Raw genomic sequence first — 22,220 nt, 5'->3', positions numbered from 1 at the left:
CGATGTGTAAACCATGTCCCCGAACGGGTGTAAACCATGTCTCCGGTCTGCACACTCCCGCGGGGAGAGGGTTGTGGTGAGGGGTTCTCCGGCTGCGCGAAATCTTCATCACTGTGACACTGGTGGCCGTACGGCCCGCCTATGATCAGTCCCATAGCGGCCCTGCACGGAAAGCCACCGCCATGCGCATCACCGACATCCGCACGATTCCGGTCTTCGCCGAGCACCGGAACATCAACTACCTGATCACCAAGGTCGAGACCGACCGCGGGATCTACGGCCTCGGCGAGTCCGCCATCACCGGCAAGGAGCGCGCGGTTGCGGGAGTCATCGAGCACTTCACTCCGCTGCTGATCGGCGAGGATCCGCGCCGCATCGACCACCTGTGGCAGCGCATGTTTCGCGGCAGCTTCTTCAAGGCCGGCCCGATCCTCGGAGCCGCGATTTCCGCCATCGACATCGCCCTCTGGGACATCAAGGGCAAGGCGCTCGGTGTCCCGGTGTGGGAGCTGCTCGGTGGCAAGTGCCGCGACGGCGTGGTTGCCTATCCCCACGTCACCGGCAAGACCCTGGACGCGCTGCTGGCCGACGCCGACCGCGCGCTGGCGCAGAGCTATCGCTTCGTGCGCTACGGCTTCCCGGGCGTCGAGCCGCAGGGCGGGGTGCTGGAGCCCCGGCGCGGCGTGCCGATCGCCATCGAGACCGCCAAGGCCATGCGCCAGCACGTCGGCCCGGACATTGAGATCTGCATCGACTTCCATACGCGGCTCGACCCGAACGAGGCCGTGCGGCTGTGCAAGGGGCTGGAGCCGCTGGACATTTTCTTCGCCGAGGACCCGGTGCGCTCGGAGCGTCCCGAGGCCTATGCCTACGTGCGCCGCCACACGCACGTGCCCATTGCCGGAGGCGAGGAGCTGTCCTCCAAGTGGGAGTTCCAGCCACTCATCGAGGGCGACCTGATCGACTACGTGCGCACCGACCTCTGCATCGTCGGTGGATTCACCGAGGCGCGGAAGATTGCCGGTTGGGCCGAGTCGCATCACCAATACCTCGCGCCGCACAGCCCCATGGGCCCGATCTCGCTGGCGGCGTGCGTGCACCTGGATATCGCCAGCCCGTTGGTCGGCGTGCAGGAGCTGCCGGAGGTGCCCGGCGCGCTGGCGGACGTGTTCCCGCAGCAGATGACGTTCGAGGACGGCCACCTGATCGCGCCGACCGCGCCCGGCATTGGCGTGGATATCGACGAGGACGCCGCGGCCAACCACCCGTTCCAGATGCGGCCGGTCCACGAGCTGCGCCGTCGCGACGGCTCGGTCACGAACTGGTAAGCAGAGCGGTCGACGAAGCCGTTCGTGGTGAGCCTGTCGAACCACGATCGGGTCGATGGTCCTGGGAGGCGCCCTTCGACAAGCTCAGGGCGAACGGATTGGGCGCGGCTTACAGCCCGCCGTCCTCGCCCTCGCGTGCCTTCCGCTGCTTCGCGCGCTCGATCTGGCTGTGCACGTGCAGCACGCGCTGGGCGGCGGTGAGCTGGGTGGCGATGGCGAGGAACCACATGGCGCCGCTTAGCACTCCGAACGGCGTGAGCAGTGCGATGCCCAGCACGATCAGTCGCTCCGGCCGCTGGAAGAAGCCGACCTTGCATTCCACGCCCAGACCCTCGGCGCGCGCGCGCGTGTAGCTGATCAGCATGGAGCCGACCAGCGTCAGCAGGGCTAGCACCGTTTCCGCCCGCGCGCCGACGTCCACGAAATACCAGGTGAGCCCGGTGAAGATCACGCCCTCGCCCCAGCGATCCAGGGTCGAGTCCAGGAACGCGCCGAAGTCCGACCGGCGGTTGCTGACGCGAGCCACGGCGCCGTCGAACATGTCGAAGCCGGCGCTGAACAGCAGCATCACGCCGCCGACGACCTGCCAGCCCAGCGCGATGACCACGGCCGTCGGAAACGACAGCACGAGCCCGGTGATCGTGAGCACGTTGGGATCGATGCCGGTGCGCGCCAGCGGCGCCACCACTCGCTCGGCCAGCCGCCGCGATCGCGCTTGCATGCGCTGGTTGATCATCAGCGAGCCGCCGCTTCTGCGGCGCTGGGCGTGAAGGCCCAATAGCGCCCGCCGATTTCGCGTTCGTTGAGCAACTCTTCGTAGTAGTCCACCACGCGGGCCGCGATTTTCGGCCAGGCAAACGCTTGGGCGCGCTGCTCGCCGAACGCTGTCATTTGCGCGCGCTTGGTTTCATTGCGCATCAGGCGAAGCAGCGTACGCGCCAGCGCCGCGTCGTCCTTGGGCGGCACCAGCAGCGCGCCCTCGCCGTCCAGCAGTAGGGCGCGGTAGCCCGGGATGTCGCTGGCCACCACCGGCAGGCCGGCGGCCATGGCCTCAAGCAGCACGACTCCCTGGCTTTCCCCGCCGAGCGCCGGCGAGCAAAACACGTGCGAGCTCTTGAGGTAACGCTGCTTGTCCTCCTGGCTCACGTAGCCCGCGAACACGACGTTGCGCAGGCCAAGCTGGTCGACCTGACGCTGGTAGATGCGTCGCTGGCGCGGGCGGTACGCCCCCACGAGTACCAGCCGGGTGCGGGGCTGCATCTGTTGGACCAGCTGCATCGCGCGCAGCAGCACCGAGAGGCCCTTGCGCTTGTCGAAGCGGCCCACGAACAGGATGTTGAAGCAGCCGTCGGCAAGCTGCGGCAGCGGCTTGATGTCCCGACCGTAGAAGTCGACGTCGATGCCGTTCGGAATGATGCGGTATTCGCCGCGGTAGGAGCGGTTCACCAGGTCCCGCGCCGCCTGGGACACGGCAATCTTGCCGTCCAGCTTGCGTTGCAGCCGCCGGATGAGCGGCCGCGTGGTGTGATAGACGAACGCCGACTTGCGCGCCGCGTGAAACGTGCCGACATTCAGCGCCTTGGAGTGGCGCAGCACCGTGAGCGGCAAGGCCGGCACCAGCGGCTCCTGCAGGTGGACGACGTCGAACCGGCGCTCGTCCAGGAAGCGGCGCACGCGCGGCAGCAGCGCCGGGGACAGCGTGAGCCGCGCCGTCGACTGGTTCACCGGCAGCGGCACGATGCGGCGCCCGACCCGGTAGAAGTTGGGGTTCTGCACCTCGGGCGTCTCCGCCGACGAGGGCGCCATGATCGCCACCTCGTGCCCCAGCGCCCGGAACTCGCGGTCCAAGGCCATCACGTGCTCCGTCACCCCGCCCGGGTACGGGAAGTCGTACGGCGAAACCTGAAGAATGCGCACTATCCGGCGGCCTCCCACATGGACCGAAACATATACCACTGCTCCGGCGCCTTGCGGATGAGTGCCTCGAGGTCCCACATCACCTGCTGCATGCCATGCTGCACGGCCTCGTCCCGCGGCATGCTGCGATCCCAGAATATCGGCGGCATCGCGTGCGCGGTATAGGTGCCGTCGCCGTTGCGCGTCATGCCGCCGACCATAAGCGGACTGCCGGCGCGCTGTGCCAGCGCGGCGGACCCTGGCGGCACCCACGTCTCGCGCCCGAAGAACTCCACCTGAACGCCTCGTCCGGGAGTGGGCCGGTCGGCTAGCAGGGCGACGTAGTCGCCGCGGCGCAGCGCCCGCAAGATCTCCCGCGCGGCGTTCCCGAGTTGGATGCTCTGGAGGTCGAGCTTGGCCCGCACGTGGTCCAGCATGCCGGTCACGGCGCGGCTGCGCATGGTCTCGGCGACCACGTGCGTCGGGTGGTCCAGCGAGACCAGCCCGCCGCACCACTCCCAGTTTCCGAAATGGGCCGTGATCATGATGCCGCCCTTGCGCTGCTCGTGGAACGCCTTGAAATGCTCGAAGCCCTCGATGCGCACCGTCCGGCTGATCAAGTCCGCTTTCGACAGCCGGAAGCTGCGCAGGAAGTCGACCACATGGTCGACAAATGCCACCACGGACCGCCGGGCGAGGTCTCGCACGCGCGGGTCGGACGGCGGCAGGTCGAGCACCACCGACATGTTGGCAATCGTGTTGCGGCGCACGCGCGGCACGAGCAGGAAGACCAGCGTGCCCACCACGCGCGCGACCGCCGTCGAGATCGGTCGCGGTATCCAGCCAACCAGATGCGAGCCGAACTCGAACAGGGCGATCATCTACGCGGGATCGGCCGCCGATCCGGCCGCCGCCACCGTGGCCGACGCAATGAACTCCTCCATCATGTCGTGGGCTTCGGCATCGGTGTATTGAATGGGCGGAGACTTCATGAGGTACGCCGACGGACCTTCGAGTGCCCCGGAGACCCCGCGCGTCATGGCGATCTTGCAGCAGCGCACGGCGTCGATCACGATGCCCGCCGAGTTGGGTGAATCCCAGACCTCGAGCTTCAGCTCCAGGTTGAGCGGTTGTCCGCCGAAGGACTGACCCTCCAGGCGGATGAAGGCCCACTTGCGGTCGCCGAGCCATTCGACGTAGTCGCTCGGGCCGATGTGGACGTTGCCCGGCCCGATGTCGTACTCCAGCTGACTCGTCACGGCGTTGGTCTTGGAGACTTTCTTCGACTCCAGCCGCTCGCGCTCCAGCATGTTCTTGAAGTCGGAGTTGCCGCCCACGTTCAGCTGATAGGTGCGCTCGAGGTTGACGCCGCGGTCCCGGAACAGCCGGGTGAGGACCCGGTGCACGATCGTGGCCCCCACCTGCGACTTGATGTCGTCGCCGATGATGGGCACCTGCGCCCGCTCGAAGCGCTGCTGCCAGTAGTCCTCGCGCGCGATGAACACCGGCATGCAGTTCACCATGGCGCAGCCGGCCTGCAGCACCTGTTCCACGTACCACTTGGTGGCTTCCTCGCTGCCCACCGGCAGGTAGTTGATCACCACGTCGGTGTGGGTGTCCTGCAGCAGCTCGACGATGTCGTCGGTGGAGCCGTCGGCCTTGACGACCGTGTCCGCCATGTAGCGGCCAATGCCGTCGTGGGTCATGCCCCGCGCCACCGGCACGTCCTGGTGCGAGACGTCGGAGAACTTCACGGTGTTGTTCGGCTCGGCGAAGATCGCCTCGCTCAGGTCGGTACCGACCTTGTTGCGGTCGACGTCGATGGCCGCCGAAAACTCGATGTCGCCAACGTGATACGGGCCGAGCACGGTGTGCATGAGCCCGGGGATGAACTCATCGGCAGGGGCGTTGCGATAGTGCGCGACCCCCTGCACCAACGACGAGGCGCAGTTTCCGACGCCAATGATTCCGACGCGAACCGTGGACATGGTGACTCCCTTACGAACGTGCGGTGCCCGAATCCGGGCGATCCGCGGTGTGTGCCTTTTGCACGGTGACCAAATGCTCCAAATAGGTCGTCAGTTCTTGATGTTGGGCCTCCAGCTGATCGGCCACCAGCGAGTACTTCACCAGGCGCCCCTCACGACGTGCCCGCACCAGGCCGACCTGGCGCAGCCGTCGCACATGCCACGACACGAGCGGGGGACTGTGGCCCACCACCTCGGACAGCTCCGCCACCCCTTGGTCCGGGTTCTCGGCCAGCCGCTGCAGGATCCGCAGGCGGGTGCCCGACCCGAGCGCCCGGGCATACGAGCGCATGCCCAGGATGTCCCAGTCGTCCGGCGGAGTTGTTGGAGGCACAATACATAAAGAAAAGTTTTTCTTTCGGTAGACTCTAGCGCGGTGACGACCGGGCTGTCAAAGAGCTCCGGACGGCAGGTGTGGTCCCCCCGTCACTCCCACACCCGTCCGTCGTTCCCGCGGAGGCGGGAATCCAGCGGCCGCTACTTCGCGTACTCGACCGCGCGCGTTTCTCGGATGGCCGTGATCTTGATCTGTCCGGGGTACTCCAGCGACTCCTGGATGCGGTCGGCGATCTCCCGCGTCAGGCGGTGCACGCCCAACTCGTCGACCGAGCTGGGTTGCACCATCACGCGCAATTCGCGCCCGGCCTGGATGGCATAGCAGGACTTGACGCCGTCGAACGAGCGCGCGATCTCCTCCAGCTTCTCCAGGCGTTGGAGATAGCGCGTCACCGTCTCGCGGCGCGCTCCGGGGCGTGAGCCCGAGATCGCGTCCGCCGCCGCCACGGCGAAGGCCTCGAAGCTGCGCAACTCGACCTCGAAGTGGTGGGCCTCCGCGGCGTGCGCCACGTCCTCACTCACCCCGTGGCGGCGCAGCAGCTCGCCGCCGATCAGCGCGTGCGGGCCGTCCACCTCGTGGTCGATGCCCTTGCCGATGTCGTGCACGAATCCGGCCGTGCGTGCCAACTCGACGTCGCCGCCAACCTCGCTCGTCATGGTCGCCGCGAGCAGCGCCACCTCCACGGAGTGGCTCAGCACGTTCTGTCCGTAGCTGTGGCGGAAGCGCAGGCGCCCCATGTAGCGCAGGATCTCGGGCGGCAGCCCGGTGATCTTGGCGTCGAACGCGGCCCGTTCGCCTTCCTGGGCGATGATTTCCGTGACTTCGGACTGGGCCTTGGCCACGGCTTCCTCGATGCGCGCCGGGTGGATGCGGCCATCCTCGGTCAGCCGCCGCAGCGCCACGCGAGCCACCTCGCGCCGCACCGGGTCGAAGGCGGAGAGCACCACGGTTTCGGGCGTGTCGTCGATGATCACGTCGACCCCGGTGGCCGCTTCCAGGGCGCGAATGTTACGGCCCTCGCGTCCGATAATCCGTCCCTTCATGTCGTCGTTCTTGAGATCGACGACCGAAGTCGTGACTTCGGTGGTGTGAGACGCGGCCACGCGCTGCAGCGCCAGGCCCACGAGCCAGCGCGCGCGGGCTTCCGCCCGCTCCTTGGCGTCGGCCTCGACCTGCCGCACCATCTGCTCGGCGTCGGCGGTCACCTCTTGCTCGATGCTGCGCACCAGCTCCTCGCGGGCCTCCTCCCGCGTCAGGCTGGCCGCGCGTTCCAACGCCGCCAGGTGCTCCTGGCGCGCCGCTTCCTGCGCCTGCGCGTCGGCCTCGAGCTGGCGACGGGCGGCGTCATGCTCGGCCTCGCGGGCCAGCGACGCGCGCTCGCGCTCCTCAAGCGCCCCGGCGCGCGCCTCCAGTCGCTCGTCCCGCTGCTGCGCGCGCTGTTCGTGGCGCTGCATTTCGCGGCGACGGTCGGCCAGTTCGCGCTCGCCCGCTTCCCAGGCTTGGCGCGCATTTCGCGTTGTCGTCTCGATCAGGGCTCGTTGCTGGGCTTCGGCGGCCTTCAGCTCCTCCTCGACCCGCTGCGCCAGGGCGCGCATGCGTGATCCGGATAGCCAAACTTGATAGAAGTAGCCCGCCACGAGCCCCAGGGCGAGCATCGCCACGCCGGCGATGATCGCTATCAGCGGGGCAGCCATGGCTAGCCTCCGATAGGTTGATGGTGGGGTATGGCGTCAAAGTGTTCATGTCGGCAAGTGCTCCGCAGCCTCTCGCGGAGCTACACGATGCTAACGGGCAATTGATTTACGCGCCACCGTGCACCGGAGCGCCGCGCACTCCCACCTATACTGGCCACGGCAAGGCGTGGGCGGGTGGCAGACCGGGAGTGCCAAATGACTGCGACCAACGGCGCGGAGACGATGACCGGCCGCGAACGCTACGTGAACGCGCTGCTCGGCAAGCCCACCGACGTGATCGCCGTGGGCAGCCCCACCTCACTGGCCACCTACGAGCAGATGCGCCTGCTCGGCATCGAGTGGCCCGAGGCCCACTACTCCGCCGAAGCCGTGGCGCTGCTCGCCGAACGCAGCTACACCGATCTCGGCTTCGACACCATCGCTCCCTATTTCTGCATCATCATGGGCGCGGCCGCTCTCGGCGCGACGATCGACTGGGGCTCGGACCCCTGGGAGTTCGACAAGTCCAGCGGCAAGATCATCACCGGCCCCCGCATGCCGGCGGTGAAGCCGCCCCCTCCTTGGGTCACTCCCGACGACATCGTGATTCCCGATGACTTTCTGGAGCGCCGCGAGTCGCGCGCCATCATCGACGCAATCAAGATCCTCCGCGCCGACCACCCCGACGCCGGCATCGTCGGCAAGGTCATGGGCCCGTGGACGCTGGCCTATCACATGTTTGGGCCGCAGGAATTCCTGATCAACGTGATCCTTGACCCCGACTACGTGCACCAGGTGCTCGACAGGCTGCGGCACGTGTCGGTCATGTTCGCCAACGCGCAGCTCGAGGCCGGCGCCGACGTGATCACGCTCGCCGACCACTCCACCGGCGACCTGGTGCGCGCCGAGACCTACCGCGACTTTCTGCTGCCGGTGCACCAGAAGATCACCCCCCTGATCGAGGGGCCGGTGATTCTCCACTGCTGCGGCAAGACCATCGACCGCATGCCCTACATCACCGAAGCCGGTTTCGAGGCCTTCCACTTCGCCACCGAAAACAATCCCCACGAGGCCAAAAAGACCGTCGGCGACTACAAGCTGGTGGGCAACGCGAGCAATTTCATCACCCTACTGACGGGCCGTCCTGAGGATGTGGCGGTGGAGATCGACGACCTGCTGGCCGCCGGGGTCGACATCATCGCGCCCGAGTGCGCCGTGCCGCCCCAGGTGTCCGACGCCAACCTGCGCGCGGTCGTCCAGGCCGCTCGGGGCCAATTCGAGCCCGACCCCGCCGTAACCGACGCGGAGAACCTGGCCGACGGCTACCGCGCGCAGGTCGCCGCGCAGAGTGGCGCGCTGCCGAGCTAGGCGCAGGCCCAGCGGCGCTGCTGCCGGGCTCGCTCGCGGCCTCGCAGGCTGACTCGTGGCTGGCGACCGCGACGATTCGCAAGACCACGTCGAGCGTTGGCGCGGGCTGAGCGGCATTCCCGTCGAGGCGGCGTTTCTCCACGCCTATCGCAGCGCCGGCGCCGCCCGGCACCTCGGCTATCCCCTGACGCCGGGGGTGTTCGTCGACGACACTCTCCTCCAATACTTCACGCACGGCCGCCTGGAAGCGCCCGGACGCTCGACGCCATGGCCCGTCGGCGTGCCGCGGCGCACGAACCTGGGCGAACACCTGGCCCGTGCGCTGGCCGGTGCGGACGCCGCGCCCGAGTCGTTGGGCGTCTTCGAGGCCGCGGTGGAAACGCCTGAGCTCCGCGCCCGCGCGGGCGCCAGCGTGGGCGCGCCGATCACCTGGCGCGGCGCTCCGACCCAGCTGTTTCAGCGCGAGATCGTGCGGCTCATGCCAGTGTCGCCCGGAACCCGGCGACCGGTGCGCGGAAATCTTGGCGAACTGTACGTCGGACTCACCGTCGACGAGCGCGCCCGCGGCGAAGGCGAACCGTCGCCCATCGACCGACCGGTGGTTTCAACGCCCGAGCCGGTGATCGCGCCCGTGCTCACCTATCACCACACGCGCGGCGCGGACGCGTTTCGCGATCACCTCACCGCCCTGCTCGACGAGGGCCTGGAGCCGATCTCGTTCGACCAGTTGATCGCGGCCATCGAGGGTTGGGCCACGCTGCCGCCGCGCGCGTTCGTGCTCACCTTCGACGACGGGTGGTTGGGTCAGTATCACGACGCGCTGCCCGTCCTGCTCGAGCTGCGCGTCCCCGCCACGTTCTTCGTCCTGCCGGGATTCGACCGCCATGGGCAAGGCCACATGACCATCGACCAGATACGCGACGTGCGTGCCGCCGGCATGACCGTCGGCTCACACACACTGAACCACGCCCGGTTGCCGTCCCTGATCAGGCAAAACCTGGGCGCGGCGCAGGCGGAGGTGGTGCTGTCGCGGGCCGATCTTGAGCGCGATGTCGACGGCGTCGACTACTTCGCCTATCCGAATGGACTCTACGACGACGACGTGATCCAGCTCGTGCGCGACTCCGGCTACCGCGCGGCGGTCACGACGGTGTCCGGCACGGCGCATTCGCTGGACCGCCGCTACGAGCTGCGCCGCGTGGCCGCGGATGCGTGGGGGTCGCTGGCGGCGACGCGCCGCGCCATCCGCCAGGCGGCCGCCAACGACGGAGTCGAGTCGCCGATCTGATTTGCGTGAAGGGTGGACAATCGCGCATCCGGCTCTTCACGGCGCAGGTTGCCGCTCCCCCGTCTCATGCATGTCGTCACGCTGAATTTGCTCAACTTTCGCAACTACGCCCGGCTTGATCTCGAGTTGCCGGTCGGCCCGCTCGTCGTGCAAGGGGGCAACGCCCAGGGCAAGAGCAATCTGCTGGACGCGGTGCACATCCTGGCGACCGGCCGCAGCATGCGCGGCGGGCCCGAAGCCGCCTGGATCAACGTGGACGCGCCCGACGAGGCGCCCTTCGCGCGGATCCGGGCGCAGGTCCGGGCGGCGTCCGGGGAGGAGGACTTGGAGCTCGTGGTTGCTCGGACGAGCGCGGGCGGCGGTGTGCGCCGCCGGGTGCGCATCGGCGGCGCCGCCCGACGCCTGGCCGATCTGCCGGGCCGCCTGCAAGCCGTCAGCTTTGCGCCGGCGGACTTGACGCTGCTCACCGGGCCGCCGCGCGAGCGGCGGCGGTGGCTGGATATGGCGCTGGCGCAGCTCGACCGTGACTACGTGGCGGCGCTGGCGGACTACGACGTTGTGCTCACGCGGCGCAACGCGCTCCTGCGCCGCATTCGCGCCGGGCAGGGCCGGCCGCCGGAGTTGGAATTCTGGGACGCGCGTCTCGCCCCGCTTGCGGTGCGGGTCGTCCAGCGGCGCACAGACTTCGTGCAAGCCATGCAACCGCTGCTCGCGGCGGAGTATGCGCAGATCACCGACGATTCAACGCTTGCCGTCAGCTACGCCGCCACGGCGACGGCCGCGGATCCCGCGGAGCATGCGGAGGCCCTGCGCCAGGCGCGGATCGGCGACGTCGAGCGTGGGGTGACCAGCCTGGGGCCGCATCGCGACGACCTCGCGCTCCACCTGGGCACGCACCCGCTGGCCAGCTTCGGCTCGCGCGGCCAGCTACGCTTGGCCGGGGTGGCACTCAAGTTGGCCCAATTCGAGCTTGCCCAGCGCCGGACCGGCGAGCGGCCGGTGCTGCTGCTCGACGACGTGGCGGCCGAGCTGGACCCGCACCACCGGCGCCTGCTGCTGGAACGCCTCACACCGTCGGCGCAGACCATCGTCACCACCGCCGATCCGGCCGGGCTGGACGCGCCGCTGCTCGACCGCGCGACGCATCTGGTCGTCGAACGCGGTCGCATTCGGGCCCCGCATGCGCCGGCGTAGATCGGGCCAGGCGCGGCCGCTCGCCGATCTGCTGGCCGAGCTCGGCGAGCGCTCTGACATGCGCTACGGCCGCCGTCGACTCGACACCACCCAAGCGATCGAAGGCGCCCTGCAGGCCGTCTTGGGCGACGACGCGGCCGCTCGCTGCCAGCCGGCCGGGTACGTGGGGACGACCGCGATTCTGGCCTGCCGATCGAATGCGTCTGCCCAGATCGTGGCGATGTACCTGCCCCAGATCATGGACGACATGCGCCGTCGCGTGGCCCATGCCGACGTGCAAGAGCTGCGGCTGACCGTGGCGCCCGAGTTCTGGGCCGCGGTCTAGGAAATCTCTGAATGAACCCCTGAAGCGCGCCACAAGACGTTCGTGGTGAGCCTGTCGAACCATGAACGGCCCTTCGACAAGCTCAGGGCGAACGGATCGGGATCGAATCGATGGGCCTTTACAAAGCATTTCTAGGCCATCGACCGGCGCCAAGTATCCTAAGGCGCGCGCCCGCCCCTGCGGGCGAATGGGGACAGGCTGGCATGCACAACATCGCACTGATTCCGGGTGACGGCACCGGACCGGAGGTCACCGCCGAGGCACTGAAGGTGCTCGAGGCCGCCGCCCAGGTTGGCGGATTCACCTACGACACCACCACCCTCGACTTCGGCGGCGAGCGCTATCTGCGCACCGGCGAAACGTTGCCGGACGGCGCCATCGACGACCTGCGCCAATTCGACGCCATCTTCCTTGGCGCCATCGGTCACCCCGAGGTGCTGCCCGGCATTCTTGAGAAGAACATCCTGCTGCGGATTCGCTTCGAGCTCGACCAATACATCAACCTGCGGCCGGTGAAGCTCTATCCCAACGTGGAGACGCCGCTCGCGGGCAAGGGCCCCGAGGACATCGACTTCATCATCGTGCGCGAGAACACCGAGGGCATTTACACCGGCATGGGCGGCGTGCAGTACGCCGGCACGCCGAATGAGGTTTCCACGCAGATTCACTGCACCACCTATCACGGTGCGTCGCGCTGCGTGCGCTACGCCTTCGAGCTCACCCGCGCCCGCGCGCGAACCAACCAGTTGCATCTGGTGGCGAAGACCAACGTGCTGACCTACGTGCACGGCACGTGGTGGCGAGCCTTCAACGAGATCGGCGACGCCGACTTCCCCGAAATCACGCGCGACTACGCGCACGTCGACGCCGCCACGATGTGGATGGTCAAGAACCCCGAGTGGTTCGATGTCGTCGTCACCGAGAACCTGTTCGGCGACATCATCACGGACCTGGGCGCGATGATTCAGGGCGGCATGGGCATCGCGGCCGGCGGCAACGTGAATCCCGAGGGCGTGTCGATGTTCGAGCCCATCGGCGGCTCCGCGCCCAAGTACACCGGGCAGGGCGTCATCAACCCGCTGGCGGCCATCAACGCCATGCAGATGCTGCTGGACGACATCGGCGAGCACGCGGCCGCCCAGCGCGTCGAGTCCGCCGTCGTCAAGGCGCTGGAGAGCGGACGCTTCGAATCCATGAGCGCCGGCCGCATGGGCATGTCCACCTCGGAAGCCGGGGACTTCGTCGCGAGTCTCGTCTAGCCGGTTCAACGTCCGCCGCACGGCCGCACCTCGCGGCGATTTCGGGCGCCGCCGCGGACCGAGCCGGGTCCGGGGCATCGAACATTCCGGGATGCGAGGGCGGGCCGCCGCGCGGATGGCCGGTGATATACTTCGGCGCCTTCGGCAGCGGGCGCATTCACCCGCTCAACCATCCGAGGACACCCTCATCGCTTCGTCCAACGGCTCGCCGGCCGGCCTCAGTCAAGAACGCCTGCTGTGGATGTACCGCACCATGCGCCGCATCCGCCGCTTCGAGGAGGCCGCCGAGGTGGCCTATCGCGCGGCCAAGATGCGCGGCGCGCTGCACTTCTACATCGGTGAGGAAGCGACGGCCACCGGCGTCTGCGCCGCGCTGAACGAGGGTGACTTCATCACCAGCACGCACCGCGGTCACGGCCACTGCATCGCCAAGGGCGCGCGCCTGGACAAGATGATGGCCGAGCTTTACGGACGCACCACCGGCTACTGCGGCGGCAAGGGCGGCTCGATGCACATCGCCGACGTGGCCAGCGGCAACCTGGGCGCCAACGGCATCGTCGGCGCGGGCGTGCCCATCGCCGTGGGCGCCGCGCTGGGGTCCAAGCTGCGCAACGACGGCAAGGTCACCGTCTGTTTCTTCGGTGACGCCGCCGGACCCACCGGCGCCTTCCACGAAGGCGTGAACATGGGTTCGGTGCTCAACGTGCCGGTGGTCTTCGTCTGCGAGAACAACCAGTACGGCATGGCCACCCACACCGAATACGCCAACGCCGCGCCGGTGGGCGACCGCGGCCCGGCCTACGGCATGCCGAGCGAGCGCATCGACGGCAACGACATCTTCGAGGTCTACGAGCGGGCCAAGGTGGCCATCGACCGCGCCCGCGGTGGCGAAGGCCCCACACTGATCGAGGCCGTCACCTACCGCCAGAAGGGCCACACCATCCACGACTCCAAGGGGTATCGCGACGAAGAAGAGATCGCCAAGTGGATCGCGCGCGATCCCATCGAACGGTTCAAGCGGGCGGTCCTCGAGGCCAAGGCGCTGACCGAAGCCGAGATGCAGGCGATCGACGACGAGGTCGAGGAAGCCATCACGCAGGCCGAGGAGTTTGCCGAGGCCAGCCCCTGGCCCACGCTGGACGCCATCGAACAGGACGTGTACGTCTAGCCATGGCTGTCACGAGCGCACCCGACGCCCCGGCCGAAGCCGCCACCCGCCAGATCTTCATGAGCCAGGCGCTGCACGAAGCCCTGGACGAGGAGATGGCCCGCGACCCCAACGTCTTCGTCATGGGCGAAGAGGTCGGCATCTGGGGCGGGGCCTACAACGTCACCGCCGGCCTGCTGGAGAAGTGGGGCGAGGCGCGCATCATCGACACGCCAATCTCCGAGGCGGCCATCGGCGGCGCGGCGGTTGGCGCCGCTGTCACCGGCTGCCGGCCCGTGGCCGAGTTCATGTACTCGGACTTCATGGGCATCGCCATGGACCAGATCGTCAATCAGGCCGCCAAGAACCGCTATATGTTCGGTGGCGCCGCCAAGCTGCCCATCACCTACCGCGCGCCCTTCGGCGCCGGCACCGGCAACGCGGCGCAGCACACGCAGAGCCTCGAAGCCTGGTTCGCGCACGTGCCCGGGCTCAAAGTGGTCACCTGCTCGTCGCCACACGACGCGAAGGGCCTGCTGAAGTCGTCCATCCGCGAGGACAACGTGGTCATATTCTTCGAGCACAAGGCCATCTATTCCATGCGCGGCCCCGTGCCCGAGGATGAATACACCATCCCGCTGGGTATGGCCGACGTGAAGCGCGAGGGCAGCGATGTCAGCGTCGTGACCTACGCGCGCCAGGTGCACTACGCGCTGGAGGCTGCCGAGCAGCTGGCCGGCGAGGGCATCGATGTCGAAGTCGTCGATGTCCGCACGCTCTATCCGCTCGACGTGGACACCATCCTGGCCTCCGTGCACAAGACGAATCACGCCGTCGTGGTCTACGAGGCGGCGCGCTTCGGCGGATTTGGCGCCGAGATCGCTTCCCAGATCCAGGAGCATGGCTTCGACGATCTCGATGCGCCCGTGCTGCGGGTGGCCGGGTCGCACTCGCCCATTCCGTTCTCGGAGCCGCTCGAAAAGGGCGCCATCCCGGACCCGGAGCGGATCGCCGCGGCCGTTCGAGAGTCGCTGCAAGGCTCCCGCTAGCCCCAGCCTCAACGAAAGGACCCATCCGTGGCCACCCCGGTCCTCATGCCCTTGATGGGCATGACGATGGAAGAAGGCATCGTCAGCAGTTGGCTTGTGGAGGACGGGGCCACGGTGACCAAGGGTCAGCCGATCCTCGAGTTCGAGACCGACAAGATCAACGCTACCGTCGAGGCGCCGGAGGACGGCGTGCTCGGCGGAATTGCCGCGCAGCCCGGCGACGCCGTGCCCGTGCAGGGCACCCTGGCCTACATCCTGGAACCCGGCGAGGAGCCGCCCGCACCTGAGGCGGCGCCGCCAGCCGCCGCGCCTGAGCCGGCCCCGGCGCCCGCTCCAGCCCCAGCGCCCGCCGCGCCGCCTCCGGCTCCGGCGGCGCCACCGCCCGCCCCGGCGCCCGTCCCGGCCCCTGCGGTTGCAGTGGCTCCCGCGGCCGCCGACGGACGTGTGAAGTCCTCACCCCTGGCCCGGCGCATTGCTCGTGAACTAGGCGTAGCGCTGGCCGGCCTGGTCGGCAGCGGGCCCGGCGGACGGGTCATCGAACGTGACGTGCGGGAGGCTGCGGCCGCCGCGCCGGTGGTCGCACCGGCCGTCGCCGTGGCGCCGGCAATTGCCCCGGCGCCCGCCGCGCCGATGCCCGCCGTGGCCGCCGCGACCGGCGAACCCGCCGCCGGCTCGACCATCCCGGTCACCGGCGTGCGCAAGGTCATTGCCGAGCGCATGCTCCAGAGCCTGCAGCAGACCGCACAGGTCACGCTGATCACCGAGGCCGACGGCCGCCGCTTCCACGAGCTGCGCACCGAGCTGGCCGCCCGCCACGAGCCGACCCTGGGCTTCAAGATCAGCTACAACGACCTGCTCATCCGCGTCTGCGCCCACGCGCTGCGCGAGCACACCCGCGCCAACGCCAGCCTGGTAGGCGACGCTATCCAGTTGCACGATTCGGTGAACGTGGGTCTCGCCATCGAGGCCGGCGGCGACCTGGTGGTGGCCAACGTCAAGCAGGCGGACCGCAAGTCGCTGGTCGAGATTGCCTCGGACGTGCGCGGCGTGGTCGACCGCGCTCGGGCCAACCAGCTCCAGTTGGACGACATCACCGGCGGCACCTTCACAATCACCAACCTGGGGCTCTACGGCATCGACGCCTTCACCCCGGTGCTCAATCCGCCGGAGTCCGCCATCCTGGGCGTCGGCGCGCTGCGCGAGAAGGCCGTGGCCCGCGACGGCGAGGTCGTCGCGCAGCTCTCGGTCACCCTCAGCCTCACCTTCGACCACCGCGTCATCGACGGCGCCCCCGCCGCCCGCTTCCTCGCCCGTATCCGGGAGCTCATCGAGCAGCCGTACCTGCTGTTGTAGCCGTTGGCCGCTGGGCCACACGGCAGACGTCTCGTCATTCCCGCGAAGAGCCTGCCCCGTACGTGATACGGAGCGAGAATCCAGGGCCCATGAAGCTTGGTTCGGTGGCCCACGCTGCGTGCAGCGCGGATCCTCAGTGCGAGCGGATCAGCCGCGGCGTTCGCGCCCCTCACGCACGAGGTCGACGATCTCCTCGGCGGTGAGGTCCAAGACAACGCCTGCAACAACGAGCGGGGACTGTGCAGCAGGGTCGGGAGTACGTTGGTGGCCCGCGCTGCGTGCAGCGTGAGGTGGGCGCGACCGGGCCCGCGCGGGCCTTTGGGGCAGTTGTTTGGGTTGTTTCGGAAGCTTGGTCATCGCTTTCCCAGGCTGCGCGCAGCCTGCCTGGGCCACCGGCTACTGACAACTGTCGCTATCGTAGGTGACTCGTGGCGGCAGGCCAGTCTCCAGCCTGCCATCATGCGCCAACCCGGCTGAAGGACTGAGATCATGCATCTGGTTGAGTCGCACGTCCACGTTTGGACCGTCCGCGATCCGCGCTTTCCGAAGCACCCGGACTCCAACTTCGACACGGAACAGGAGGCGTCGCCGGCGGATCTCTTCGCGGCGCAGGACGAGGTCGGCGGCGTGGCCTGGACGGTGCTGATTCAGCCGCGTCTCTATCTGTGGGACAACGCCTACCTGGCGCAGGCCGCCGAGGCTCATCCGGATCGCTTCGTCGTTGCCGGGCGCGTGAATCCGATGGACGGCGAGGCGCCCCGGCAACTGCGGGAGCTTATGCAGCGGCCCGGCTACCGGGGAATTCGCCTGGCGGCGACCGAGGATCCCGCGACGCGCTGGCTGGACGACCGCTCGCAGGACCCGCTCTGGGAGGCCGCCGCCGAGACGCGCGCCACCATCGGGCTGCTCATCCAGTGGCGCCAGCTTCCCCAGGCGGCGGTCATGGCGACCCGGCATCCGGACGTCACCGTGGTCATCGATCACCTGGGGTTTCCGGACTACGACGATCCCGACTCGCTGGAGAATCTGCTGGACCTGACCCGCTTGCCCAACGTCTACGTCAAGCTCTCGGGCTATCCCCACAACACCGGCGACGCCTTTCCCTACCTGCGGGCCCGACCGTTCATCCAGTGCATGCTCGACGCCTTCGGCGCCTCGCGGGTGATGTGGGGCAGCGACTGGCCGGTTTGTTTGGCCCACGCGACGTATGGGCAGGCTTTCACGTCCGCCTGGGAGTTGCCGTGGCTGACCGACAGCGACCGCGAATGGATCTTCAGCCGCACCGCGCGCGCCGCGTGGCGCATCCCGGACCGGAGTTAAAGAAATCCGGGTGCAAGGCCGGGCGGAGGCCTTGCACCCGGATGAAGTCCGGGAAGGCGCCTAGGCGGGCTGGAGGTGACCCTCCAGCTGTGCCCGCAGGCGACTTTCCGGCAGGACGCCCACGACTCGATCGACTTCCTGGCCGTTTCGGAAGATGATCAGCGTCGGGATGCCGCGAACGCCGTGGTCGTTCGGCGCGTCGGGGCTTGCGTCAACGTCCACCTTCACGAACTTCAGGCGTCCGGCGAACTCGCCGGCCAGCTTCTCGAATATCGGCGCGAGCATACGACACGGCGCGCACCATTCGGCCCAGAAGTCGACGATCACGAGGCCGTCCGCCTCGAGGACTTCCTGTTGGAAGTCGGCGTCGGTTGCGTGCGTCAGATTGTCGGCCGTGTCGGCCACCATTGCTCGCCCCTGAGGGGAGGTGAGATATCCAAGCACCCCAACCTTAGGCCCGGCCGGCGGCCGCGTCGGTTGGAATCGTCACAAAAGCCGACGGTATTCAGGCGACTTCACACTAGGTCGCGGTGCCGGATCGCCGGCCGGCATTCGGCTGGACTGTGCTGAGCTACTCGATCTTGATTTGCTCGGCGGCGGAGGCCTTGCGCTCCGACGGATCGAGCGTCTGGATGCCGGCGTCCAGCACTTCGCGCAGGCTCAGCAGCACCTCGCGGACGGCGCCGCGCATGTGGCCGCTCGCCTTGCCCAGCCCGACCTGCGGTCGGTCGATTTCGATCGTGATGCGAAGGGGCGCATTGTGCCGCTGGGCCCCGTTCGTCGCACCTTCAGTCATGGTCGCGTGCCCCTTCGTTTGCGTGCGTCCCGTTTCGCAGTATATGACTCGCCCGCAGTTTGGCGGCTTCGCGTGGATGAATGCGACTACGCCTGCGTCGCCGGCATGGCGCTGGCCACCGCCTCGCCGCAGTAGGCGCAAAAGCGCGAGTCGGCGCGAATGATGCGGCCGCAGGTCTCGCAGACCGCCTCCAGCGGCAGGCGCTCGCCGCAGTTCACGCAAAACCGGGCGTCCCAGGGATTGGACGCACCGCACATGCCGCAGCCGCGATCGACGGTCCCGCTCGCCGCCGGCGAGGCGCCCGCCCCGCGCGGGGCAGACTGGGCGCGGGCCCGGCGGAGCATCGCCACTTCCAGGCCAAGAATCTCCGCCACCGCGTCCAGGTCGTTGTCCGGCACGTGCAGGATCTTGCCCGTCTCGACGTCGCTCACCCACGGACGGTCGCGGTCGATGCGGCTGGCCAGCTCAGCTTGCGTCAGGCGCTTGCGCTTGCGGGCGCTGAATAGCATCGCGCCCAGGGCGCCACGGTCGATATCGCGAAACGCTCGCTTTTGCAGCTTGCGCCGCACCACGCACCTCGCAGAAGTCCCGCCGTTCGCGGGGGCGGAATGCTAGCACGCCCCACATTCATCGTCTATGGGATTTGGGAACAAAATCCTCGCGGTCCTTCTGCGGCATCCCACATTGCTTCATATTTGTTGCTACAACCGGTCGTCTCCGTGCGCCACGTATCGGGCCGCCGCCAGCGCCCCCAGGACCATCAGCGCACCGATCAGCAGGAAGACGCGGTCAAGCCCCAGCCACTCGCCCAGCACGCCCGCGCTCACGGGGCCGAGGAACATGCCCAGCGCGTAGACGCCCTGAAACACACCCATCGCCGTGGCGCGTTCGGCGGGAGCCGCGCGCTCGATGCTGTGCGCCATCAGCGCCGGGAACACCAGCCCGCGGCCGAACCCCCCGATCCCCTGCACCAGGGTGAGCACCGCCAGGTTCGGCAGAACCGGGATCAGCAGACTCGAAATCGCCGTGAGGAGAAACCCGAACACGGCGGCCAGGCGGCCGTTCAGCCGCGCCCCGGCCACCACCAGGACCAGCGCGCCGAGACCGTTGGCCGTGACGGCGACGGTCCCGAGCAGCCCGAGGTCGAAGTTGCTCGCGCCGAGCGAATCCGCCCAAAGCGGCACGAAGGCAAACGTGAGGCCAAACTGCGCGTATTGCAGCAGGGCGGCAAGCGTCGCGGCCACCAGTGTGCTGCGCCGCGTGCCCGCGCGTGCCAGCGCCTGGACCTGCGGCGGTTGTTCCTGCGGCGCGCGCGCGTGGTCCGGCAGCGGCAGCAGCACGACGACCCCGGCCAAGCCAAGCCCGACGGCGACCCAGAACGTCGCGCCAACCGTGCTGGCCTCGGCCACTGCGCCGCCGATCAACATGATCACGACCTGGCTGGCGGCGCTCAGCCCCACGGCGATGCCGGTCGCCCGCGCCACCATGCGACTGGGAAAGAACTCGGCCAGGTGCACCGAGGCGATCACGAACGTCGACGCGCCCAGGCCGGTGACCGCCCGCCCGACGACCAGCAGCCAGGCCATGGGCGATACGGCCAGCGCCGCCGCCCCCGCCGCGTTGGCCAGCATGCCGCCAATCAGAAACGGCTTGCGGAGCGCCACGCGGTCCGACCACACCCCAATCGGAATGCGCAAGAGGAGCTGCGTCAGGCCATAGGCGCCGACGATCAGCCCAACCATCCCCAGCGAAGCCCCCAGGTCGCGGGCATACGTCGGCAGCACGGGCACGTAGACGTAGAGCGACATCCAAAACAGCACGTGGGCGGCGATGGCGAGGGCGCGGTGCGTGCGAGCGGGTGCGCGCATCACTCGGTGGGCGCCGCGGGCGCGGCTATTCCGACGGAATGGTGATCTGCTGACCGATCTGCAGGCTGTCGGGATCTACCAGCCGGTTGGCTTGCACGAGCTCTTCCACCGTCAATCCAAATCGCCCCGCGATGGCCGAGAGCGTGTCGCCGGCCTGCACCGTGTAGACGGCTGGCGTGGGGGTCGGCGTGGGGCGCGCCACCGGCGTCGCCGTCGGAGTGGGGTTGGGCGTCGGCGTCGCGATGACCTCTTCGTACGCCCGGTTGACGTCGTCGTTGATCGCCGTCGGGCTCACCACCGGCGACTGCGTCGGCACGGGCTCGGCCGTACTGGGATCTTCCGGCCGGAGCAGCAGAAACCACAGCAGGAACACCAGAAACGCCACCACCAGCATGCCGACGAACAGCTCGCTGCCGCGTCCAACCGTTCGGTCCGAGTCCTGCATGCGCCGCTTGGCCTAGCGAGCCGCCGCGTGGGGCGGGTTTGGGCGCGTGGCTGTCAGCCGCGGCAGTCGCCGCATCGCCGCCTACGCGCCGCCGGCCACGGAGGCCATCGTCTCGTGGGCCGCCGCACGCGGCGAGCGACCCATGGCGTAGTAGGCGAACCCAAGCTGGGCCATGCGCGCGGGGTCGTGCATGTTGCGGCCGTCCACCAGCACATTGCCGCGCATCGCCGCCCGCATCGCGGCCCAGTCGAGTTCCCGGAACTCGTTCCACTCGGTGGTGATCAGCACCGCGTCGGCGCCCTGCGCCGCCTCGAGCGGTGACGCCGTCAGCGTCATGCGGTCGCCCAGCTCCTCCAGCGCTCGCGGTCCGGCGACCGGGTCGTAGGCGCGCACCTCGGCCCCTTCGCCCGTGAGCAGATGGATGATGTCCACCGCCGGGGCGTCGCGCACGTCGTCGGTGTTCGGCTTGAACGAAAGGCCGAGCACGGCCACCGTGCGGCCGCGCAGATCTTCCAGCCCATCGCGCAGCTTGCGCACCGCCGAATGCCGCGCGTCCCGGTTGATCTCCATCACCGCGCGCAGCAGCTGCGGGTGGCAGCCGTGCACCAGGGCCATGTGCTCGAGCGCGCGCACGTCCTTGGGGAAACAGCTTCCGCCCCAGCCGATGCCGGCGTTCAGATACCCGCGGCCGACCCGACGATCGAGTTCCATGCCGTGCCCGACGACCTCGACGTCTGCGCCCAGGGCCTCGCAGATGGCGCCCATTTCATTGATGAACGAGATGCGCGTGGCCAGGAAGGCGTTGGAGGCGTATTTGATCATCTCGGCGGTGCGCAGGTCGGTGATGATAATGGGGCAGTCGAACGTCCGGTACAGCTCCGCCACGCGCCGCGCGGCGGCTTCGTCGCCCGAGCCGATCACGACCCGATCCGGCTTGAGAAAGTCCTGGATCGCCGACCCCTCGCGCTGGAATTCCGGGTTCGATACCACCGGAAAGTCGTCGGCCCCATGCTCGCGCAGGATGCGCGAGATCAGGTCGCCCGTGCCCAGGGGCACGGTGCTCTTGGTGACGACCGTCGCGCCGGCCGTCATGCGGGACGCGAGCGACGAAACGGCCGCGTCGACACCCGCCAGGCTGGCCTCCCCGGCCGCGCCGGTCGGCGTATCGACGGCGATGAAGATGAACTCGCGACCGGGAATCGCCTCGTCGTAGTCGGTGGAGAATCGCAGCCGGCCCGCGCGCACGCCGCGATCGATCAACGTTTCCAGGCCCGGCTCGTAGATCGGCACGTGTCCCGCGCGCAGCGACTCGATCTTCGCCTCGTCGATGTCCAGGCAGGTCACCTCGTGTCCGAGGTCCGCGAAGCACGCGCCCACGGTCAGCCCCACATAGCCCGTGCCCACCACGGATAGCGTGCTCAGGGGTCATGCTCCTCACGCCGGCTGGAGCCGGCACATCCACTCGCGCGTCCCCAAGTTTAGTAGGCCCGCGGCGACTTGGACCGGAGTCGATCCGGATCGGGGTCATGGTGGTGCGATACGCTCGC

The 22,220-nt window shown here is 68.6% G+C and carries 22 protein-coding genes; 10 read left to right on the top strand and 12 right to left on the bottom strand.

Annotated elements, in window-relative coordinates; all coding sequences use genetic code 11:
• Window positions 1–182: 182 nt before the first annotated feature.
• Window positions 183–1,328, top strand: coding sequence for a galactonate dehydratase (gene dgoD / locus OXG79_00340; GenBank protein MCY3782220.1), 1,146 nt, complete (start codon window positions 183–185; stop codon window positions 1,326–1,328).
• A 109-nt stretch (window positions 1,329–1,437) separates the two neighbouring features.
• Here the strand turns inward: dgoD and OXG79_00335 are convergent, their stop codons facing one another.
• The 6 genes from OXG79_00335 to rny all read right to left on the bottom strand — a co-directional run bounded on the left by OXG79_00335 (window position 1,438) and on the right by rny (window position 7,282).
• Complete coding sequence (locus OXG79_00335; protein MCY3782219.1) at window positions 1,438–2,064, bottom strand: CDP-alcohol phosphatidyltransferase family protein; 627 nt, start codon at window positions 2,062–2,064, stop codon at window positions 1,438–1,440.
• Window positions 2,064–3,197, bottom strand: coding sequence for a glycosyltransferase family 4 protein (locus OXG79_00330; GenBank protein MCY3782218.1), 1,134 nt, complete (start codon window positions 3,195–3,197; stop codon window positions 2,064–2,066). The genes OXG79_00335 and OXG79_00330 overlap by 1 nt, the downstream gene beginning before the upstream one ends.
• 47 nt (window positions 3,198–3,244) lie before the next feature.
• Window positions 3,245–4,105, bottom strand: coding sequence for a lysophospholipid acyltransferase family protein (locus OXG79_00325; GenBank protein ID MCY3782217.1), 861 nt, complete (start codon window positions 4,103–4,105; stop codon window positions 3,245–3,247).
• Complete coding sequence (locus OXG79_00320) at window positions 4,106–5,212, bottom strand: inositol-3-phosphate synthase (GenBank protein ID MCY3782216.1); 1,107 nt, start codon at window positions 5,210–5,212, stop codon at window positions 4,106–4,108.
• 10 nt (window positions 5,213–5,222) lie between these two features.
• Window positions 5,223–5,585: a metalloregulator ArsR/SmtB family transcription factor gene (locus tag OXG79_00315; GenBank protein ID MCY3782215.1), complete on the bottom strand. Its 363-nt coding sequence runs from the start codon at window positions 5,583–5,585 to the stop codon at window positions 5,223–5,225.
• Between the two features lie 143 nt (window positions 5,586–5,728).
• Window positions 5,729–7,282, bottom strand: a complete 1,554-nt coding sequence (gene rny, locus OXG79_00310; protein ID MCY3782214.1) for a ribonuclease Y — start codon at window positions 7,280–7,282, stop codon at window positions 5,729–5,731.
• Between the two features lie 195 nt (window positions 7,283–7,477).
• Here rny and OXG79_00305 point away from each other — a divergent pair, with 195 nt between their 5' ends.
• From OXG79_00305 to OXG79_00265, 9 genes are all read left to right on the top strand, one after another.
• Window positions 7,478–8,629, top strand: a complete 1,152-nt coding sequence (locus tag OXG79_00305) for an MtaA/CmuA family methyltransferase (GenBank protein MCY3782213.1) — start codon at window positions 7,478–7,480, stop codon at window positions 8,627–8,629.
• A gap of 55 nt (window positions 8,630–8,684) precedes the next feature.
• The gene (locus tag OXG79_00300; GenBank protein MCY3782212.1) at window positions 8,685–9,917 is read left to right on the top strand and encodes a polysaccharide deacetylase family protein; all 1,233 of its coding nucleotides are present in this window, start codon (window positions 8,685–8,687) and stop codon (window positions 9,915–9,917) included.
• A gap of 66 nt (window positions 9,918–9,983) precedes the next feature.
• On the top strand, window positions 9,984–11,111 hold the full coding sequence (locus OXG79_00295) for a DNA replication/repair protein RecF (protein MCY3782211.1): 1,128 nt from the start codon (window positions 9,984–9,986) through the stop codon (window positions 11,109–11,111).
• Complete coding sequence (locus tag OXG79_00290) at window positions 11,098–11,436, top strand: DciA family protein (GenBank protein ID MCY3782210.1); 339 nt, start codon at window positions 11,098–11,100, stop codon at window positions 11,434–11,436. The genes OXG79_00295 and OXG79_00290 overlap by 14 nt, the downstream gene beginning before the upstream one ends.
• Before the next feature lie 203 nt (window positions 11,437–11,639).
• Entirely contained in the window at window positions 11,640–12,695 is a 1,056-nt protein-coding gene (locus OXG79_00285; protein ID MCY3782209.1) for a 3-isopropylmalate dehydrogenase, read from the top strand.
• A 253-nt stretch (window positions 12,696–12,948) separates the two neighbouring features.
• On the top strand, window positions 12,949–13,863 hold the full coding sequence (locus OXG79_00280; protein MCY3782208.1) for a thiamine pyrophosphate-dependent dehydrogenase E1 component subunit alpha: 915 nt from the start codon (window positions 12,949–12,951) through the stop codon (window positions 13,861–13,863).
• 2 nt (window positions 13,864–13,865) lie between these two features.
• Window positions 13,866–14,891 carry an alpha-ketoacid dehydrogenase subunit beta gene (locus tag OXG79_00275; GenBank protein MCY3782207.1) on the top strand — a complete coding sequence of 342 codons (1,026 nt, stop codon included), beginning with the start codon at window positions 13,866–13,868 and terminating at the stop codon, window positions 14,889–14,891.
• A 27-nt stretch (window positions 14,892–14,918) separates the two neighbouring features.
• Window positions 14,919–16,244: a dihydrolipoamide acetyltransferase family protein gene (locus tag OXG79_00270; protein ID MCY3782206.1), complete on the top strand. Its 1,326-nt coding sequence runs from the start codon at window positions 14,919–14,921 to the stop codon at window positions 16,242–16,244.
• 489 nt (window positions 16,245–16,733) lie between these two features.
• Entirely contained in the window at window positions 16,734–17,564 is an 831-nt protein-coding gene (locus tag OXG79_00265) for an amidohydrolase family protein (GenBank protein ID MCY3782205.1), read from the top strand.
• A gap of 60 nt (window positions 17,565–17,624) precedes the next feature.
• Here OXG79_00265 and trxA read toward each other — a convergent pair whose 3' ends face one another.
• From trxA to OXG79_00235, 6 genes are all read right to left on the bottom strand, one after another.
• Window positions 17,625–17,969 carry a thioredoxin gene (gene trxA / locus OXG79_00260; protein ID MCY3782204.1) on the bottom strand — a complete coding sequence of 115 codons (345 nt, stop codon included), beginning with the start codon at window positions 17,967–17,969 and terminating at the stop codon, window positions 17,625–17,627.
• 166 nt (window positions 17,970–18,135) lie between these two features.
• Window positions 18,136–18,360 carry a hypothetical protein gene (locus OXG79_00255; GenBank protein ID MCY3782203.1) on the bottom strand — a complete coding sequence of 75 codons (225 nt, stop codon included), beginning with the start codon at window positions 18,358–18,360 and terminating at the stop codon, window positions 18,136–18,138.
• Between the two features lie 86 nt (window positions 18,361–18,446).
• Entirely contained in the window at window positions 18,447–18,929 is a 483-nt protein-coding gene (locus tag OXG79_00250; protein ID MCY3782202.1) for a helix-turn-helix domain-containing protein, read from the bottom strand.
• Between the two features lie 132 nt (window positions 18,930–19,061).
• Window positions 19,062–20,228, bottom strand: a complete 1,167-nt coding sequence (locus OXG79_00245; GenBank protein MCY3782201.1) for an MFS transporter — start codon at window positions 20,226–20,228, stop codon at window positions 19,062–19,064.
• 25 nt (window positions 20,229–20,253) lie between these two features.
• Window positions 20,254–20,673 carry a LysM peptidoglycan-binding domain-containing protein gene (locus OXG79_00240; GenBank protein MCY3782200.1) on the bottom strand — a complete coding sequence of 140 codons (420 nt, stop codon included), beginning with the start codon at window positions 20,671–20,673 and terminating at the stop codon, window positions 20,254–20,256.
• Window positions 20,674–20,754: 81 nt separating this feature from the next.
• Window positions 20,755–22,095, bottom strand: a complete 1,341-nt coding sequence (locus OXG79_00235) for a UDP-glucose/GDP-mannose dehydrogenase family protein (protein MCY3782199.1) — start codon at window positions 22,093–22,095, stop codon at window positions 20,755–20,757.
• Window positions 22,096–22,220: the final 125 nt, after the last annotated feature.

The organism is Chloroflexota bacterium (genome assembly GCA_026706485.1).
Lineage (GTDB): Bacteria > Chloroflexota > UBA11872 > UBA11872 > UBA11872 > JAJECS01.
Note: the sequence above shows the minus strand (reverse complement) of the source record. Positions and strands in the feature narration are given on the sequence as shown.

Bases quoted from the DNA above. Each gene is read 5' to 3' on its own strand.
- OXG79_00265 (MCY3782205.1), top strand. From the start codon at position 16,734: ATGCATCTGGTTGAGTCGCACGTCCACGTTTGGACCGTCCGCGATCCG.
- OXG79_00295 (MCY3782211.1), top strand. From the start codon at position 9,984: ATGCATGTCGTCACGCTGAATTTGCTCAACTTTCGCAACTACGCCCGG.
- OXG79_00245 (MCY3782201.1), bottom strand. From the start codon at position 20,228: ATGCGCGCACCCGCTCGCACGCACCGCGCCCTCGCCATCGCCGCCCAC.
- OXG79_00255 (MCY3782203.1), bottom strand. From the start codon at position 18,360: ATGACTGAAGGTGCGACGAACGGGGCCCAGCGGCACAATGCGCCCCTT.
- dgoD (MCY3782220.1), top strand. From the start codon at position 183: ATGCGCATCACCGACATCCGCACGATTCCGGTCTTCGCCGAGCACCGG.
- OXG79_00335 (MCY3782219.1), bottom strand. From the start codon at position 2,064: ATGATCAACCAGCGCATGCAAGCGCGATCGCGGCGGCTGGCCGAGCGA.
- OXG79_00320 (MCY3782216.1), bottom strand. From the start codon at position 5,212: ATGTCCACGGTTCGCGTCGGAATCATTGGCGTCGGAAACTGCGCCTCG.
- OXG79_00325 (MCY3782217.1), bottom strand. From the start codon at position 4,105: ATGATCGCCCTGTTCGAGTTCGGCTCGCATCTGGTTGGCTGGATACCG.
- OXG79_00240 (MCY3782200.1), bottom strand. From the start codon at position 20,673: ATGCAGGACTCGGACCGAACGGTTGGACGCGGCAGCGAGCTGTTCGTC.
- OXG79_00285 (MCY3782209.1), top strand. From the start codon at position 11,640: ATGCACAACATCGCACTGATTCCGGGTGACGGCACCGGACCGGAGGTC.
- OXG79_00290 (MCY3782210.1), top strand. From the start codon at position 11,098: ATGCGCCGGCGTAGATCGGGCCAGGCGCGGCCGCTCGCCGATCTGCTG.
- OXG79_00305 (MCY3782213.1), top strand. From the start codon at position 7,478: ATGACTGCGACCAACGGCGCGGAGACGATGACCGGCCGCGAACGCTAC.
- OXG79_00275 (MCY3782207.1), top strand. From the start codon at position 13,866: ATGGCTGTCACGAGCGCACCCGACGCCCCGGCCGAAGCCGCCACCCGC.
- OXG79_00280 (MCY3782208.1), top strand. From the start codon at position 12,949: ATGCGCCGCATCCGCCGCTTCGAGGAGGCCGCCGAGGTGGCCTATCGC.
- rny (MCY3782214.1), bottom strand. From the start codon at position 7,282: ATGGCTGCCCCGCTGATAGCGATCATCGCCGGCGTGGCGATGCTCGCC.